We start from the raw sequence: 15822 nt of genomic DNA, 5'->3' as shown, positions 1-15822 counted from the left end.
TAAGAAGAAGAAATTTATAACATCAGTTACTGGAAAAAGCAGGAGTATTGAATTATTGATTGAAAAAGATCAGTTACCTGAATTTAAGTAAGGGCAACTGATCAAAATATATGTGAAAGAGTACTAGTAGGCTTTTCATAGTTGTTGCTCCTGTGCTTGTTGCTCACACCATACTTTTACTGTGTGAGGAGCATAAATTCCGAGTGTAACGAGTCCTAATGCGCCATCAGCGAATGTTTGTTGCGATTGCATTTGGGCAACTTTTTTATCTTGGCAAATAGCCTTTACATCAACGCGCTCTTCACCAACAAGGCCCCACAAAAAGAATGGGCGGCTATCTTGGTAATCAGCTTTAGTGGCTAATTTATTGGTTGTTTTTTCTGGCACTATGGTGACTGATGAACACGCTGTCACCGATAAGGCAAGCAGCATACTGGCCATTTGTTTCATGAGTAGTTCCTTTGTCTGAGTTGTTAAGCTCAGTAAGTATAAGAATATGAGTACTCATTTTGGGTAAGAAAGCGTATAGAAATTGTAGGAAATACTACAGTTTCTAACATTTAGCCTTTGAACTAAACTGGGGCTATCGACGACTAACTCTTGAGAAAAGTAACTAAAGGTCATTATGAGGGCATATCTGCGTATATTTTTATTACTTGTGTGTTTGAGTGTGCTGTCTTGGTATAGCTTTTCAAGCGATCCTAGCTCTGATGAGCAACAAGGTATAACCAAAACCGCTGTGAACCTTGCTAATTGCCAACAGCAATTAGCGCAAAGCCGCATGCAAACTTACGCTGAACACTATATTTTGCCCTATCAGTTCAAGTTATTGAGTTGGAATATCTACAAAGCACAAATAGATGGCTTACTCACAGATTTGCAAAAGCTAAATGCCGATGCTGATATTGTGTTACTACAAGAAGCTATCGAAGAACCTTCGTTTACAAAGCTCAAACCCTACTGGCGCTTTGCTAAAGGGTATAAGAGCGGCAGCGTGCAATCAGGGGTTATGACACTCAGCCGCTGGCCAGCTACTGTGCATTGTACACTCACCCATAAAGAGCCTTGGCTACGTAGCCCAAAAGCCACCAATATTGTGGAGTATGCGCTGCCTGAACAACAGTTATTACTCAGTATTAACCTACATGCCATTAACTTTACGATTGGCGTTAGTGACTTTAAACAACAGCTAGACGATGCCGCCGCTATTATCCGAACGCATAAGGGTCCAATCGTATTTGCCGGTGATCTCAATACCTGGAGTGATGAACGCCAAGCCTTATTACAGCAAACATTGACCCAGCTAGGTTTGCACGAAGCTATCTATTTAGATGATAAACGTACCAAAGCATTTGGATTAGCACTTGACCAAGTGTGGGTGCGCGGTGTCAAAATAGAGACAACCATAGTACCTGAGCTTGCAAGCTCAGATCATAACCCAATTATTGCAACCCTAACGATAGAGCATCAAACGCTATGAGATTATGTATAAGAGGATATTGGTTTATCGCGTTAATATTATTGAGCATTAGCCAATTCAGTGATGCAGCCACACCCGAACAAGAGATAAATCACCTCATTGATTTTGTTGCTAAAAGCGATGCCGTATTTATTCGCAACGGCACAGAGCACTCAAGCAAAGATGCTGCCGAACACCTTGCTATGAAGTATCGAAAAGCGACCCGCTATGCAAAAACTGCAGAAAAATTTATCGAAAACCTAGCGAGTAAAAGCTCATGGAGCGGTAAGCCCTATAAAGTAAGACTCAGCAATGGGTCGTTACTCAATGCAAAAGATTGGTTGAGCAATGAATTAAAAGAGTACCGCCGAAACCAACATATTCAAAATTAAAATCATCAACACACAAGAAGCGAAAAGCCATGCAAGAACACAAAAATCAGCCACTCAATGACTTTATTGAGTACCCTCATGACGAGATGCTAAAACGCGCCGAAGAGTTTTTAGCCGTGAGTCAGCGTCGCCACAGTATTCGCAGCTTTAGCGACCGCCCAGTGCCAAAAGAAATAATCGAAACCTGTATTAGAGCGGCTGGCACTGCACCGAGCGGTGCCAATCATCAACCTTGGCACTTTGTAGCAATACACAGCAGCGATGTGAAAAAACAAATTCGAGAAGCCGCTGAAAAACTAGAGCGCTCATTTTATGAAGGTCGCGCAGGTGAAGAATGGTTAGATGCCTTAAAACCACTTGGCACAGATGCCAGTAAGCCCTACCTTGAGCATGCGCCTTGGCTAATTGCCGTGTTTAGTCAAAAGAAAGGCGGTATTTCTGCCGATGACAAAAATACCAATTACTATGTTCATGAATCTGTTGGCCTAGCAACCGGCTTTTTAATTCAAGCACTACACCGAGCTGGCCTTGCAACCCTTACGCATACACCAAAACCAATGAGCTTTTTAACCGAAATTTGTGGCCGTGATAAAGATAATGAGCGCCCTTATATGCTACTTATTGCAGGCTACCCAGGCACAGATGCAACCATCCCTGAGCATGCCTTAGTGAAAAAGTCGCTAGACGAAATAGCGACCTTTATTTAGTTTTAAAATCAACAGCCAGCACATCACCTGGGTTTAAACCTGAAACGATGTGCTGCTTGCCATCGAGCATTTCGCCAAGGCGCACATAGCGACGCACTATCTGATTATTTTCAAGTAAATAGACCATACTCAATTGGCCATATTGATGCACCCAGCTTGACTCAATCAACACCCCTTTTTCAGTGGCTAGTGGTAATTCTAATTGTGCATAAAGACCAGGCATTAACCCAGTTTGCGCATCTGTTTCTAAACGGATTTCCATACTACGCGCAGCACTATCAGCAACCGGCACAATTTCTGTCACTGTGGCAGGCATTGATGTTGATAAAGCAGGTAGTTTAACCGTTAGAGTTTGACCAACATTCAACTTAATTGCCTGTTGTTCTCTGACATTAAATGCTAATTGCAATTGTTGTGGGTTATACAGTGCGAGTAATGGCGTGCCAGGAGTTGCGGTATCGCCAGGCTCAGCAAAACGTTCAACCACAACACCTGAAATCGGCGCTTTAATTTGCGTAAAACTCAATGCAACTTGCGCTTGTGTTTGCTGCTGCTTAGCAATCGCAAGGTTCGCCGTTAAATTATCGAACCTTGCTTTTGCATCGTCGTATTCGCTAACAGATACCAAGCCTTGCTTGTATAAATCGTTAATACGCTTTAGTTGTTTCTCAGCTTGAGTCAGCGATGCATTAATAGCATTTATTTGTGCTTCGCTTTGAGCAAGCCCTGCTTTAAAGTCATCTTGCTGCAAGGTAATTAGCACGTCACCTTGTTTTACAGTATCGCCAGCGCGTACATTTAAACGCTCAACTTGTGCCATTACACGAGAAGAGATTTGCGTATTTTGTTTTGCAATCACGGTGCCCGGTACAACTTCATCACGAGCAATATTTGCCAGTGTCACTGTCACTAACTGACCAGTGTAATCATTTGCCGATGGGTTTTTTATGCCTGCAGCTTGCTTATCAGAAAAACTGCCTGCCATGTAAAGTACCGCCACAATAATCACTGATAACGCGACAATTGAACCAATAAGTTTTGATTTACCCTGCATGAGCTTGTTCCTCTTTGGCTGCATCCTTTGCAAACACTAAATAATAAACCAGCGGCACAACAAATAATGAGAACAATGTTGATGCCACAATACCAAAAATAATTGCGATTGCTAGACCGCTGAATACCGGATCTAGGGTGATCACCAAGTTACCTAATAAGGTGGTTCCCGCTGTGAGTAACACAGGGCGCATACGCACCGTACCTGCGGCGATTAAAGCTTGCTTAATTGCCATACCTTGGTCACGAGCTTGATTAATAAACTCAACTAAAATAAGTGAGTTACGAACCACAATACCGGCAAGTGCAATCATGCCAATCATGGCTGTTGCGGTGAATAGCACCGGCTCTGGAGCACCAGCAATAGTGCGCTCTCCAAATTGATTTAATAGCCAAAAGCCCGGCATGATCCCTATTACGGTTAATGGAATAGCCGACATGATGATCAGTGACAAACTCGCAGAGTTTGTTTGAATGCGTAAGATGATGAAAATTGCAGTGAGCGCAAACGCAAAGGCAATCCCCATATCTCTGAATACATCAATGGTAATTCGCCATTCACCTTCACCACTAAAGGTCACGTCAGTGCCAGCAGGTAATTGCCAAGCTTGGCTACCACCATTGTTGAAAAAGTGCCTACTTTGCCAATCTGTTTGGCTAAATTCGTCAGCGCTGATGCCTAAGTCGGCATTGACGTCAGCAATAATTTCAGCGGGTGTACGGCCATTTAGCTCAGCCATAACATACACAACATTACGCTGATCTTTACGCATAATTGGCTTAGCAACATCTTGATGCTGAAATTCACCTAACTCAGATAGCGCCACCAGCGGACGCGGTGCACTTTGCAGCCCAAATTCGTCACTGGTTTTTGCAAGCTCCCTATCACCACGAACTTGTAATGCCAGCAATTGAGCAAATTGGTTACGGTCTTGATATGGTAGTTGCAGTTTAATATCGACAGGATCTGTTTCGCCGCTAACATATAACACCCCAGCATTTTGCCCATGCGAGGCAATGGCTAAGGTCTGGGCAATATCTTGCGTAGAGACCGCCGACAATGACGCTTTACTTTTATCAGTAACAAAACGTTGTAACGGCGCATTGGCAGCAATACTGGTATCAACCTCAACCACATGCGGCTCTTGCTTTAATCTTGCTGCAACGGCAAGGGCTGCTTGATAGTGAGTGTCTGTATCAACAAATGGCTCACTGTAAACTTCGGCCACTAAGGTACTTAAAACCGGCGGACCTGGTGGCACTTCAACCACTTTAATTACAATGCCATCGGTTGCCAGTGGCGCTAATGCCGCTCGCAAGCGCATGACCACGCCATGAGATTGATGATCACGCTCAGTTTTATCGAGCAGTAATACTCTGAGCTCAGCTAAATTAGCAGCTTCACGTCGATAATAGCCACGCACCATGCCATTAAAGTCCATGCTTGATGGCTGACCAACGTAGGCTGCCGCCTCGCTTACTTCATTTAATTGCCAAGTGATGGTTTGTACTTGTCGAGTGAAAGCGGCGGTTTGCTCAAGGCTTGTGCCTTCTGGCATATCAATTAAAACTTGCAACTCGTTTTTATTATCAAACGGTAATAGCTTTAGAGGTACTGCACGCATTACGGGTAGCATGGCACTAGCGACAAACAAAGCTAATGTGGTCCATAGAACGAGTTTGGCGCGGCCTTTAGACTCAAGTAATGGTGACAATATGCGCTCGTATAAGCTATGGGGATTAGCTTCTAGTTGCATGCTGTCATCGACTGGCGCTTTAAGTAATTTCATGGCTAACCATGGCGTAACAAAAAATGCCACTATGGTTGAAACCATCACACTGACCGGCACATTGAATGCCATCGGTGCCATATACGGCCCCATCATGCCGGTGATAAACGCAAGTGGGATAAATGCCACCATAATGGTCAATGTAGACATAAACAGCGCCACACGAATTTCGCTCATGGCATCAACTATGCGTTGTTTTTTATCGCCTTTTTTTGTTAAAAAGCGACTTATGTTGTCTATCCCAGTAATGGGATCATCAACCAATAGACCTAAAGAAAGTATTAATGCAAACAGCGTGACTCGGTTAATCGTATAGCCAAAGGCAAAATCAAGTGTCAGGGTGATGCCGTAGCAAATAGGTACCGCTAGCCCCACAACAATCGCTGGTCGCCAACCTAAAAATACGCCAACAAAAATAACCACGGTAAATACCGCAAATACTAAGCTCGATGTAAGGTTATTTACTTTTTCATTCGCGGTTTGGCCATAGTCACGCAGTACGGTGTAGCCCAGTTCATCTGGTAGTAGATTAGCCGATAAGTTATCCATCATGCTGTGCACTTCATTGGCTACAGCTACCGCATTGGTACCTGCTTGTTTAGCGACACTAATAGTGACTAAAGGAAGCTGTTGCTGATTATCTGATTTAGCCAACCATTGATAACTTTGTGCTTCGCTTGGCCCATCACTCACCTCGGCGACATCACTTAGGTAAACACTCTTACCATTAACCACATTGACAACAAGCCGTTCAATCGCAGATTGAGAGCGTAAAACATCACCCACTTGTAAGGCAATTTGCTGCTTACCCTCAACAACGCTGCCCACATTCACTAATTGGTTAGATACGCTAAGCGCATAATACACATCAGTTAGGGTTGTTTGATGTGCAGCAAGGGCACTTGCATCAAGGTTAATCGTTAATTGACGAGTTCTACCTGCAATCACTTTCACTTCGCTGGTATTTTCGATGCGCTGTAAACTGTTAGCGATTTCGTTGGCAAAGCGAGTTAGTTGATAATCATCGTAAAGTTTTGGATCTTTACTAAATAAGCCCAGCATTACTATTGGCACGTCGTTCACTTCAACCGGACGTATTTGCCATGAGCTGATCACTGACGCCATCGTGTGTTGATAGCTATAGAGTTTAGCGTAAGTGTCGAGGATGGCTTGCTCACGGTCGTGACCAACTTCAAAGCGAAGAGTAACAACAGCAGCATTACTTTGTGTGGTCGAGTAAATATGCTCAACGCCCGTTAACTGCGCCAATAACTTCTCCAAAGGTTCAGTTACCAGCCTTGCTACTTCTGGCGCTTCAACGTTTGGTGCTGCCACATATATATCAAGCATAGGAACCACAATTTGCGGCTCTTCTTCACGAGGGGTTTGCTTTAATGCCATTAAACCAAGCAGCACCGACATAATAAAAATAATGACAGGGAGGCGGCCGCTCAAGCTGTTTTTTACTGCATTATCGATAGCATTCATTGCTTAACTACCTTTTGCAAAATAAACCATGAAGGGTTTCAAGGATTGCCATAACACTTTTATCGACCACGCGATAATAGATAGTTTGGCTTTCACGTCGAGTAGCAACTATCTGAACTTTTCTCAGCGCCGCTAAGTGTTGCGATAATGCTGACTGCGCCAATGGCACAGCTTCGTTTAATTCGCTCACGCTCATTTCACCATCTTGCAGCGAACATAAGATCATCAAACGATTTTTATTCGCCAATATCTTTAGCATTTGCTCTGCTTGTTCCACATTGTCGGCCATAGCCGCAAAATCGATGTTCATAATCACACTACTCTATATTCTTAAAATACCGCTAAAGTATAGATTGATATATTAGAAAAGTCTAATATTAGAATTTACTAATGTAGTATTATCTAATATATTAAATACATCACTCTGTTATCGAGGTCTTATTATGAAACTAAATGACGCGCTTCGCTTAATTGCTGGTGTAATGATCTGTATTTCATTGTTGCTACAACAATTTCACAGTCCGCTGTGGATTTGGTTTACGGTATTTATTGCTCTAAACTTAATTCAATCGGCATTCACTAAGTGGTGCCCAATGATCACCATTTTACGCAAACTTGGCATGGAGGATTAGTATGCTGACCCCAATTCCTGACTTAATGAAAATTATTGCCCCAAACCAGCGCCGTATTAGCGCTGACCAAGCAAAACAAGAATTAAGCGAAAACCACGGTTTATTAATAGACGTACGAGAACCTGCTGAACACGCAACTAAAGCAGCAACTGGTGCAATTAATATCCCACGTGGTGTACTTGAAATGAAATTAATGGAAATTGAAAAAGATCCTGCAAGACCCATTTACTTACACTGCGCAAGTAGTGCCCGCGCCACACTCAGTGCCGAAGCTCTGACTCGTGTTGGTTACGAAAATGTCACTGTAATCACCTGTAATGCCGAACAAATTTGTCAGGTGTTTTAACGCTTTTCATCTAATAGCGTAACTAACATTTGCTCAATGTTTTTTACGCTGTAGGTAAGTGAACGCAGCAGTTCTAACTGAGTATCTTCAGGTTGATGCTCATGTTTTGCACTGCTGCTTTGAGTCATTTCATCTTTTTGTTTCAAGATTGCCTCGCGAAACTTCTCAGCATCAACCACTCCGAGTAATGATACCAATGCACCTTGCCCTGATTGACCTGCCGTTTCAAAACTCAGTCGATAAAGACCAAATTGACGCATCAAAGGGCCTTGGCTAAGTGCCACATCGGTTATTTTTTCAAGTGGGATCGATTTTTCTTCTTTAAAGAATACACCGCGTTTTACCACTAACTTACGCGTTAGCAACGTGGCTGACATCGCCGCTAAAATACGCCCTGCCACCAGCCAGATTATTAACGCAACAATGGGAATGAAAGGGATACCTACCATACTAATCACACAGGTAAAAATACCCAGTAATAACCAATACTGTTTTACTTTTGGATCAAAGCTGGCACTCGTTAAACTGGTTTCTGTCATCTTAGGCTCCTTGATAGAGAGTTATGACAATATACAAACTTTTCATTAAATACAAAAAAAGCCGAGCAAAAGCCCGGCTTAAGGGTACTTCAGGGAAAGCTATTCTACTGCTTCAACCGTCACTGTTAATTTACTCAGATCAGGTCCTTGCACTGTAAAACGATAATCCCCCGCTACAGCAATACTCAAGGTGATATCGCCACCAACGGCTTCTAATAAGGTCGCTTCACCAATAATAGCGATGGGTGAATCACCACTACCGCCATAATTTATGGTGTTCCAGTCGCTTGAAGCGACTTTGAATCCATATTCTCCCACTTCAAGTGCCAGTGTCGTACTATATAAAGCATCGCCAGTATAAATTAACGGATCCACTGGATCCCAATTATTCATGCTGCCTCGCAAATAGACTTGAGTGTCCCCAAACATTTCTGCATTAAATACGGTCATGAGTGGCTCTTCAAGGTTACTAGCATCAAACACAAACTGATATTGACCATCGCTGGCAATATCAATGGTCATGTTTGAACCTTTTACTGCGAGTAATTTTTCTGTACCTACAGTTACTGCTGCACTACTTTCACCTGAGCCATAATCGACTGTATTCCAATCACTTGAAGCAAACTTAAAGCTATAGCTACCTGCAGTTAATTGTTTAGTGAAAGTATAAACACCTTTGCCTTGGTACATTAACTCATCACTGGTATCCCAACTATTGAAGTCACCGCGTACATAAATTGGCGTGCCAACAAATGGCTCTTCATTATAGATCTTAAGTACTGGGTTATCGGTGTCTGTGGCATCGAATGAGAACACATAAACAGCATCCATTGCCGCCGTAAAGGTCATATTAGCGCCACTGCGTGTTAGCAACTCATCTTCGCCTTCGATCACTTCAGCAACATCGGCAGAAAGCGCGCCAAAATCAACAGTAGACCAATCTTCAGAAGCCACTTTAAATTCATAGCTACCTGCTGTTAGAGGAATCGCAATTTTGTACTCGCCATTACCTACATATTCAAAGCTATTTGTCGTACCCCAGTCATTTAACGAGCCACGAACATAAACTGTTGTGCTACCAAATGGCACAATATCTGGCGCACCCACAGTCGCATCGGCACTTAAGCCTTCACCTTGTGCATCACCTTGTGGTTTCACAAACACAGCAACAGTATATGGCGGAACATTAAAGGTACCTTCGCCTTCACCAGCCATAAAACTTGCTGCTGACATACTTGAGTCAACACTCGCTTTTAAAACAGGGTGAAGCTCAAAACCCGCAGCCGTTGATACCGTATGTGATAAGCTTTGCTCCGTACCGTTCATCACCACCACAATGGCATCGTATTGGCTATCTAGGTCAGTCAACCCAACACCATCATCGATACTCATCACCACTAAACCTTGCTGTTGACGCTTACCAATATTGTGGAAGCCAACGCGGTCTAAAATGTCTTGCTCTGTGGTTAAACTAAATAGTGGGCTGGCACTACGAATTGCTAAGAATTCAGTAAATACATTACTTGCGTACTCAATATCGCTTGCCATCGCTTGTGCGTTAGGATTTGCTGAAATAGGTGCAATTTCGCCCCACTTCGCTTGGTTATCTTGCGCAGGAGGTAGGCCTACATTCCAGTTATTGGTATCCATACTGAAATCAACAAAGTTGAACCAATCACCAGAATCATAGCTGTTACGATCCATTGATTTAGAACGCAGCATATCAGCACCCATTTGCATAAATGGAATACCTTGGCTCATCAGCGGCATAGCTAAAGCCATATTGTGAACACGCACACGCTCTTCAATACTTAAGTTAGTACCATGCTTATATTGCAGCTGATCCCATAGTGTTTCGTTATCATGCTTAGAGACATAGTTAATGCTATCAGCTGGGTCGAGTGCATAAGCTGCTGGCTGACCACCCCAACTAAAGCTGCTGCCTTTTGCTGAATTACCTTTGAAGTCTTTAAGAATGTAGTTTTGTAAGTTACCTGCCAGTGATAAACGCAACGTATCTTGCTCAGATAAATTGCCATCTGTGGCATTATTGCTAAAGAATGCACCACCACGAATTGCTTCACGAATACGGTCATTAAAGGTACCTACTTCAGTGCCAGCCATATCCATTTGTTTAGCTTGCACAAATAAACGGTTATCTGCGACTTCATCAAAGTTCCATCCTTCACCGTAGAAGTAGGTATCAGGATCAACTGCTTGCACTGCATTAAGCGCTGCCATAATTGAGGCTTTTGGCATATGCCCCATCACATCAAAGCGGAAGCTATCGTAACCAAAGTCGCGGGCTAATATCACCATAGAGTCCGTAACGAACTTATCCATCATGACATGTTCTGTTGCAGTATTCTCACAACATGTTGAGCGTTCCATTACGCCTGTTGTTTCGTGATATCTGTGGTAATAACCAGGTACGAGTTTATCAAACACAGATTTATCCCAAACACCTGATGAGGTCGTGTGGTTGTAAACAACATCAAGCACGACACGTAAACCAATTTCTTGTAAAGACTGGATCATCGCACGCGTTTCTTTAACTCGTGCAATACCTTCAGGCGATGAAGCGTAAGAGCCTTCAGGCGCAATAAAATGATGCGGATCATAACCCCAATTAAAGCTATCAACACCACGCATAGCATTTGCGAGTGCTTGAGCATCATCAGAACCAGGCAGGTAAGACGCCATTAAATCAACTATCAATGCACTCTTATCTTCGGTTTTACATGCATCGGCATCATCGTCAATGCGGGTACATAAATCACCTAAGGTTGCAGTAATATCAACACGCTGACTAGCATCTTCATCTATGGTGCCGATATCAGTCAGTGGCAGTAAATGGAAATGAGTTAAGCCATTATCTGCTAGCTTTTTAAGATGTTGCATTGGTGCGCTATCAAGCTCAGTAAACGCAAGATACTTACCACGGTTTGCTTCACTGACAGTTTCATCACGCACACTAAAATCACGTACATGACCTTCGTAAATAACCGCTTGCTCTGGGTAATCAACCGTTGGCACCATACGCTCATCCCAGCCGGTTGGTTTAGTATCTTCATCATCAAGGTTAATCAATTGGCTATATAAACCATTGGTCGAAACGTTTAATGAATAAGGATCTGTGCTCCATAAGCTTTCAATTTGCTTAGTCGCTGGGTGATAAACATCAAACATAAAGCGGTAGTAATGGCGATCGTGACTAATATCGACATTGCTAGACCAAATACCCGTTGTGCTATCAAAGGTCATAGCAAGTTGTTCAAGCTCTGTTTTATCAGCATCATACAGCGCTAATTTCATATTGCTTGCAGTCGGCGCCCATACCGACACATCAATGCCATTATTGGCGTAATGTACACCTAGTCGTGCTTCATTAGCATCATTTTCGCCACTGGTGTATAAGTCATCGAGGGCTTTAGCGGCTTGCACATAAGTGGCTTCTGTTAGCTTGCCATCAGCGTCATAGCCTGCCACAACCAGTTGTTGTTTAATAAGCTCTTTTGCAGCCGCAGCATCCCAGTTACCTCTGTATGCATTCCATCCAGCAAGGTGCGGCACTTTAGCGATTTGCTCATCGCTTAAAGATGTCGATGTAAGCTCAACCACTTGACCATTTAGCTCTTCGGTGTCTTCATCTATTGCTAAATCTGCATTGTTTGATGAGTGTAATTTAATGATACTAGTCAGTTCATTACTTGGATTATAGACAAATGTTGAGAGGTCAAGCCAATGTGCTGAGGCACCTGAAAGACTCACTCCTAAACTCAAAATTGGGAATTCAAAAACAGACGGTTCACCATGAAAAGTAAAGTTCATACGTTGAAACTTTTCATCGTCCTGCATCAATGGCATTTTTAAGTCAACATCACCAAACGCTTTGCCGGACCCTTCGGTTCCAATATGCACAATGAAGTTAGCACACTCGTTGTAACCCTCTTTTAGTTTTACAATCCAATACGCGCCGTAGTTAGGGTCAACACCATCGTATTCATGACCATTTGCCCAATCAGTTGCATCAAACGGTGCAGCGTAAGCATCACAGTCATCGTTATTCCATGAGTGTAAACGGTATCCTTCATAGATTTTATCTGTGCGGTTATAGAATAAGATGGCTTCGTCGTCTGCAGGGAAAACCACAGGATCAGGCAAAGTGGGATCAGCGCCTACTACGCAGCTCTCATTATTTTCATCTGGTACGGAATTGCCTTTACAACTAATTGGTGGTGGATCTATACACTCAGTCCCTGCTTCATTGGGAACTTGCGGGACACTACAGGTCAATAAAACTTGCCCAGAATCTATATCGTTACTTGCGCCACCACCACATGCAGTTAGCAATACCATGCTACATGCAATCAGTAAGCGGTTTAAATTAGCTATTATTTTCATATTATTATCTCCAGCTTACTGATCAATGGTTATAGGTAAAACCTAGATAAAACTGACGACCAAAAAATTGCGTGGTGCCTGTTTTACTGGTTGTTCCAAAGTAGCTTTGTGTTGGTTCATCGGTTAAGTTATTCACTTGTAATAACATGCCGAATGAATCTGTGAACTGATACGACGTTTGGAAATCGACAACCGTTTCTGCATCAAAATTCACCACTTGCTCATTGACAGCAACTTGCTCTGAAACGAAATCATCGCGATAACGCACATTCAAACGTGTTTCAAAGTTTTCATAGCTGTAAAAAAGTGTGCCGTTAAAGACATTGTTTGAAAGGCCAGGCAAGTCTTGCGACACAGAATCACCACCTAAATCGGTAATAGATTGCACCTCACTCTCGGTATACGAGTAACTGGCGTTAATACCTAAACCTTCAAACGGCGAGGGTAAGAAAGAGAAAACTTGCGTATAGGCAAGCTCAATACCGCGAATATAACCGCCTTTGGCATTGTTAACCGCAGTTGTGTACACCCCATTCGTGGTTTCGATTTGCTCACCGCTGACAGGGTCAACAATGTATTCTGGTACGTTAAAACCATTACCTTTAAAGTCAAAGTTCTCTATGGCTACCGTATCTATGAATGAGTCGATATTCTTATAAAACGCAGCCACAACCAGTGCACCATCGGTGTCTTCAAAGTATTGCTCGTAGGAGATATCGTATTGATCAGCATAGAAAGGTTTTAAGAATGGGTTATTAGTACTTGAACCGTTAATTTCGCCGTCATTGTTAACCGATGCACTGGCATCACCCGCTAAACGGTTAATCGGAGCGCGCGCCATCACTTTTGCCGCAGCAAAACGAATTTGTGTCGCGTCACTGACTTTAAAGTTCAAATTTAATGAAGGCAGGTAGTCAGTGTATTTAATGCCTAACACGCTTGGTACATAAAGGTTGTTAACAATGCCATTGTCATCGACAATATACTGCGCTCCGAGCTGCGGATCGCCACCGACGTTTTCGAGTACCGTCGCTGATTGATCAGTATCTACTCGGCGAATACCAATATTACCTGTAACGGGTAGAGAGCCGATTTCGGTATCAATGTTAAGCATAAGATAGGCTGACACTACTTCTTCATACACTGAGCCACTTTGTAACATGGTCCATGAGTAGTTAGTGGTATAGCCTTGCGCATCTGGCTCACCATCACCATCTAAATCCACAACACCATCGGCGTTACCCCAGGTCTGTACTGGCTGCGGAGTCCCATCAGGAAACCATGCGTTGAGTGCTTTATCTAAATCGATCGCTAGGTATGATGGGAAATAACTAAACTCACCTTGCCAATCAACCACGGTGGTCATGTCATCGGTAAGACGAAGCGGTGGTTGAGTCGAAGAAAATGCCCCATCGTTACCGTATTCAAAAACAGAGCGATTATTGCTGTACTCACGGTCTGAATAACGAGCGCCAAATTCAATGGAGCTAAACCAGTTATTCTCTAACTCATATTTAAAATCGAGTCGGAACGCTTTGACTTCATCTTCATTTTCATACGGGTAAATACCGTATTTACTGACCATAACTCGGTCAATATCGCTAAATGCGTCGGCTTGGTTAAAACCTACATCAGGCAAGTTTAAGCCGTTCAATTGATAGTTAAGCGATACATTGGTATCGAACACAGGGTTTTCAACAGTGGCATCTTCTGCTACCAATGCCCAAAGTAAACCATTGCGGAAATTACTCTTAGCACGTGAAAGCGACACGTCAGCATTGACGTTTAAACGCTCAGTAACTTGCCAATCGGCATTAATGCCATAGCTGTCTACTTCATCAAAGTCTTGGTTATCATCATTAACGATTTCAACACGGGTAAAGCTATTTGATGTGCGGTTAATTGCACCACCAATCACCGCATTACCGTCAAGCACTGGGTTAGCATACACCGCAGACGGACCACCAAACTTAACCCGAAAACCACGGGCAAATGATTCGCTATCAAAACGTGATAAAAACGCATCACCTTTTAGTTTAAAGTTATCGGTTGGCACCCATTCAATTGAGGTTAAATAACCATTACGGGTTTCTTCCCCACCTAAGTGCTGAAGCTCAAACCCTTCACTAATGTATTCATTAGCAGGATTATCAGCAGGGCCATCGGTATCATTTGCTAGCCCATCAACGTCTTTATTACCGTTATATGCTAAACCAATAAACTGAGTCGCCACACTTGGTTGGAATAAGCGCGCGTAACCGACTGCGACACCTAGCGTATCGTCAAGAAACTTACCTTGGTAAGAAAAGCTAATACGATCGCCATACTCCGTGGCATCAAATACCTCTGAAGCACGGTCGTTATACATACCACGCACATTCGCAGTAAATTTGTGTTGCTGGTCATTGTCCAATGGGCTGGCTGTTTGTAGCTCTACCGTCCCAGCTACGCCCCCTTCAATAAGTGAGGCTTTTGGCGACTTGTAGACCGCCGCGGAACTGATTAACTCAGACGGGTACTGGTCAAACTCAATACTGCGACTACCACTAGTAGATACTTGCTCTCGACCATTTAATGTCGAAAAAACAAATCCACCAGATAAACCGCGAATGTTGATTTCGGCAGCTTGGCCACCGGTACGTACCGCCGAGATCCCCGGTAGACGTGTTAATGCATCTGCCATAGACACATCAGGTAATGCCCCTAAGTCATCAGCTGATAGTTGCTCAGAGACAGTGTCGCTAAAGCGTTTTTGATTTAATGATTGAATTAAGCTGCGACTAAAGCCGCGCACTTCGATTACTTCTAGCTCAGGATCGATTTCCTTTGCTGATGTGCGTTCTTCTTCCGTCGCCGCTATTGCACTATTTGCTGCCACTAAAGCCAGCATAAGCGCACTTAGCTTGAATTTCCCCATTGGATTTCCACCCTGTTGTCGTTGGAGGTGTTGTATTTGTGGTTATTGTTGTTGTCAAAAAACAACCAATAAAGTGTAACCAAAAGGTAAATATT

The 15822-nt window shown here is 43.1% G+C and carries 12 protein-coding genes; 5 read left to right on the top strand and 7 right to left on the bottom strand.

Annotation, left to right across the window (positions count from 1 at the left end):
* Positions 1–135: 135 nt before the first annotated feature.
* Positions 136–450, bottom strand: coding sequence for a Bor family protein (locus tag ABMY41_RS12275; RefSeq protein ID WP_289096857.1), 315 nt, complete (start codon positions 448–450; stop codon positions 136–138).
* A gap of 175 nt (positions 451–625) precedes the next feature.
* Here ABMY41_RS12275 and ABMY41_RS12270 point away from each other — a divergent pair, with 175 nt between their 5' ends.
* The 3 genes from ABMY41_RS12270 to ABMY41_RS12260 are packed head-to-tail and all read left to right on the top strand — an operon-like array spanning position 626 to position 2558.
* Positions 626–1480 carry an endonuclease/exonuclease/phosphatase family protein gene (locus tag ABMY41_RS12270; RefSeq protein WP_289096858.1) on the top strand — a complete coding sequence of 285 codons (855 nt, stop codon included), beginning with the start codon at positions 626–628 and terminating at the stop codon, positions 1478–1480.
* Positions 1477–1851, top strand: coding sequence for a DUF5329 domain-containing protein (locus ABMY41_RS12265; protein ID WP_349274824.1), 375 nt, complete (start codon positions 1477–1479; stop codon positions 1849–1851). The genes ABMY41_RS12270 and ABMY41_RS12265 overlap by 4 nt, the downstream gene beginning before the upstream one ends.
* 29 nt (positions 1852–1880) lie before the next feature.
* Positions 1881–2558 (top strand): nitroreductase family protein, encoded by a 678-nt coding sequence (locus tag ABMY41_RS12260; protein WP_055198623.1) that lies wholly within the window; start codon positions 1881–1883, stop codon positions 2556–2558.
* Here ABMY41_RS12260 and ABMY41_RS12255 read toward each other — a convergent pair.
* Genes ABMY41_RS12255 through ABMY41_RS12245 form a run of 3 tightly spaced genes read right to left on the bottom strand, consistent with a single transcriptional unit; the run spans position 2551 to position 7199 of the window.
* Positions 2551–3612 carry an efflux RND transporter periplasmic adaptor subunit gene (locus ABMY41_RS12255; RefSeq protein ID WP_349274822.1) on the bottom strand — a complete coding sequence of 354 codons (1062 nt, stop codon included), beginning with the start codon at positions 3610–3612 and terminating at the stop codon, positions 2551–2553. The genes ABMY41_RS12260 and ABMY41_RS12255 overlap by 8 nt on opposite strands.
* Complete coding sequence (locus ABMY41_RS12250; protein ID WP_349274820.1) at positions 3602–6889, bottom strand: efflux RND transporter permease subunit; 3288 nt, start codon at positions 6887–6889, stop codon at positions 3602–3604. The genes ABMY41_RS12255 and ABMY41_RS12250 overlap by 11 nt, the downstream gene beginning before the upstream one ends.
* Positions 6890–6896: 7 nt before the next feature.
* On the bottom strand, positions 6897–7199 hold the full coding sequence (locus ABMY41_RS12245; RefSeq protein WP_062564815.1) for a metalloregulator ArsR/SmtB family transcription factor: 303 nt from the start codon (positions 7197–7199) through the stop codon (positions 6897–6899).
* 133 nt (positions 7200–7332) lie between these two features.
* Between ABMY41_RS12245 and ABMY41_RS12240 the strand changes: the two genes are divergently transcribed.
* Together ABMY41_RS12240 and ABMY41_RS12235 are read left to right on the top strand one after the other, a co-directional pair.
* Complete coding sequence (locus tag ABMY41_RS12240) at positions 7333–7521, top strand: DUF2892 domain-containing protein (RefSeq protein WP_054562832.1); 189 nt, start codon at positions 7333–7335, stop codon at positions 7519–7521.
* 1 nt (position 7522) lies between these two features.
* Positions 7523–7867 (top strand): rhodanese-like domain-containing protein, encoded by a 345-nt coding sequence (locus ABMY41_RS12235; protein WP_054562833.1) that lies wholly within the window; start codon positions 7523–7525, stop codon positions 7865–7867.
* On the opposite strand, the gene ABMY41_RS12230 is transcribed toward ABMY41_RS12235, so the two are convergent.
* From ABMY41_RS12230 to ABMY41_RS12220, 3 genes are all read right to left on the bottom strand, one after another.
* On the bottom strand, positions 7864–8406 hold the full coding sequence (locus ABMY41_RS12230) for a PH domain-containing protein (protein WP_289096861.1): 543 nt from the start codon (positions 8404–8406) through the stop codon (positions 7864–7866). The genes ABMY41_RS12235 and ABMY41_RS12230 overlap by 4 nt on opposite strands.
* Before the next feature lie 99 nt (positions 8407–8505).
* Positions 8506–12810 (bottom strand): alpha-1,6-glucosidase domain-containing protein, encoded by a 4305-nt coding sequence (locus ABMY41_RS12225; RefSeq protein WP_349274818.1) that lies wholly within the window; start codon positions 12808–12810, stop codon positions 8506–8508.
* 22 nt (positions 12811–12832) lie between these two features.
* Entirely contained in the window at positions 12833–15727 is a 2895-nt protein-coding gene (locus ABMY41_RS12220; protein WP_349274816.1) for a TonB-dependent receptor, read from the bottom strand.
* Positions 15728–15822: the final 95 nt, after the last annotated feature.

Source organism: Pseudoalteromonas sp. BZA4 (assembly GCF_040104395.1).
In the GTDB taxonomy this organism is placed as follows: Bacteria; Pseudomonadota; Gammaproteobacteria; order Enterobacterales; family Alteromonadaceae; genus Pseudoalteromonas.
Note: the sequence above shows the minus strand (reverse complement) of the source record. Positions and strands in the feature narration are given on the sequence as shown.

Coding starts and splice junctions, on each gene's coding strand:
- ABMY41_RS12275 (WP_289096857.1), bottom strand. CDS start 450: ATGAAACAAATGGCCAGTATGCTGCTTGCCTTATCGGTGACAGCGTGT.
- ABMY41_RS12270 (WP_289096858.1), top strand. CDS start 626: ATGAGGGCATATCTGCGTATATTTTTATTACTTGTGTGTTTGAGTGTG.
- ABMY41_RS12265 (WP_349274824.1), top strand. CDS start 1,477: ATGAGATTATGTATAAGAGGATATTGGTTTATCGCGTTAATATTATTG.
- ABMY41_RS12260 (WP_055198623.1), top strand. CDS start 1,881: ATGCAAGAACACAAAAATCAGCCACTCAATGACTTTATTGAGTACCCT.
- ABMY41_RS12255 (WP_349274822.1), bottom strand. CDS start 3,612: ATGCAGGGTAAATCAAAACTTATTGGTTCAATTGTCGCGTTATCAGTG.
- ABMY41_RS12250 (WP_349274820.1), bottom strand. CDS start 6,889: ATGAATGCTATCGATAATGCAGTAAAAAACAGCTTGAGCGGCCGCCTC.
- ABMY41_RS12245 (WP_062564815.1), bottom strand. CDS start 7,199: ATGAACATCGATTTTGCGGCTATGGCCGACAATGTGGAACAAGCAGAG.
- ABMY41_RS12240 (WP_054562832.1), top strand. CDS start 7,333: ATGAAACTAAATGACGCGCTTCGCTTAATTGCTGGTGTAATGATCTGT.
- ABMY41_RS12235 (WP_054562833.1), top strand. CDS start 7,523: ATGCTGACCCCAATTCCTGACTTAATGAAAATTATTGCCCCAAACCAG.
- ABMY41_RS12230 (WP_289096861.1), bottom strand. CDS start 8,406: ATGACAGAAACCAGTTTAACGAGTGCCAGCTTTGATCCAAAAGTAAAA.
- ABMY41_RS12225 (WP_349274818.1), bottom strand. CDS start 12,810: ATGAAAATAATAGCTAATTTAAACCGCTTACTGATTGCATGTAGCATG.
- ABMY41_RS12220 (WP_349274816.1), bottom strand. CDS start 15,727: ATGGGGAAATTCAAGCTAAGTGCGCTTATGCTGGCTTTAGTGGCAGCA.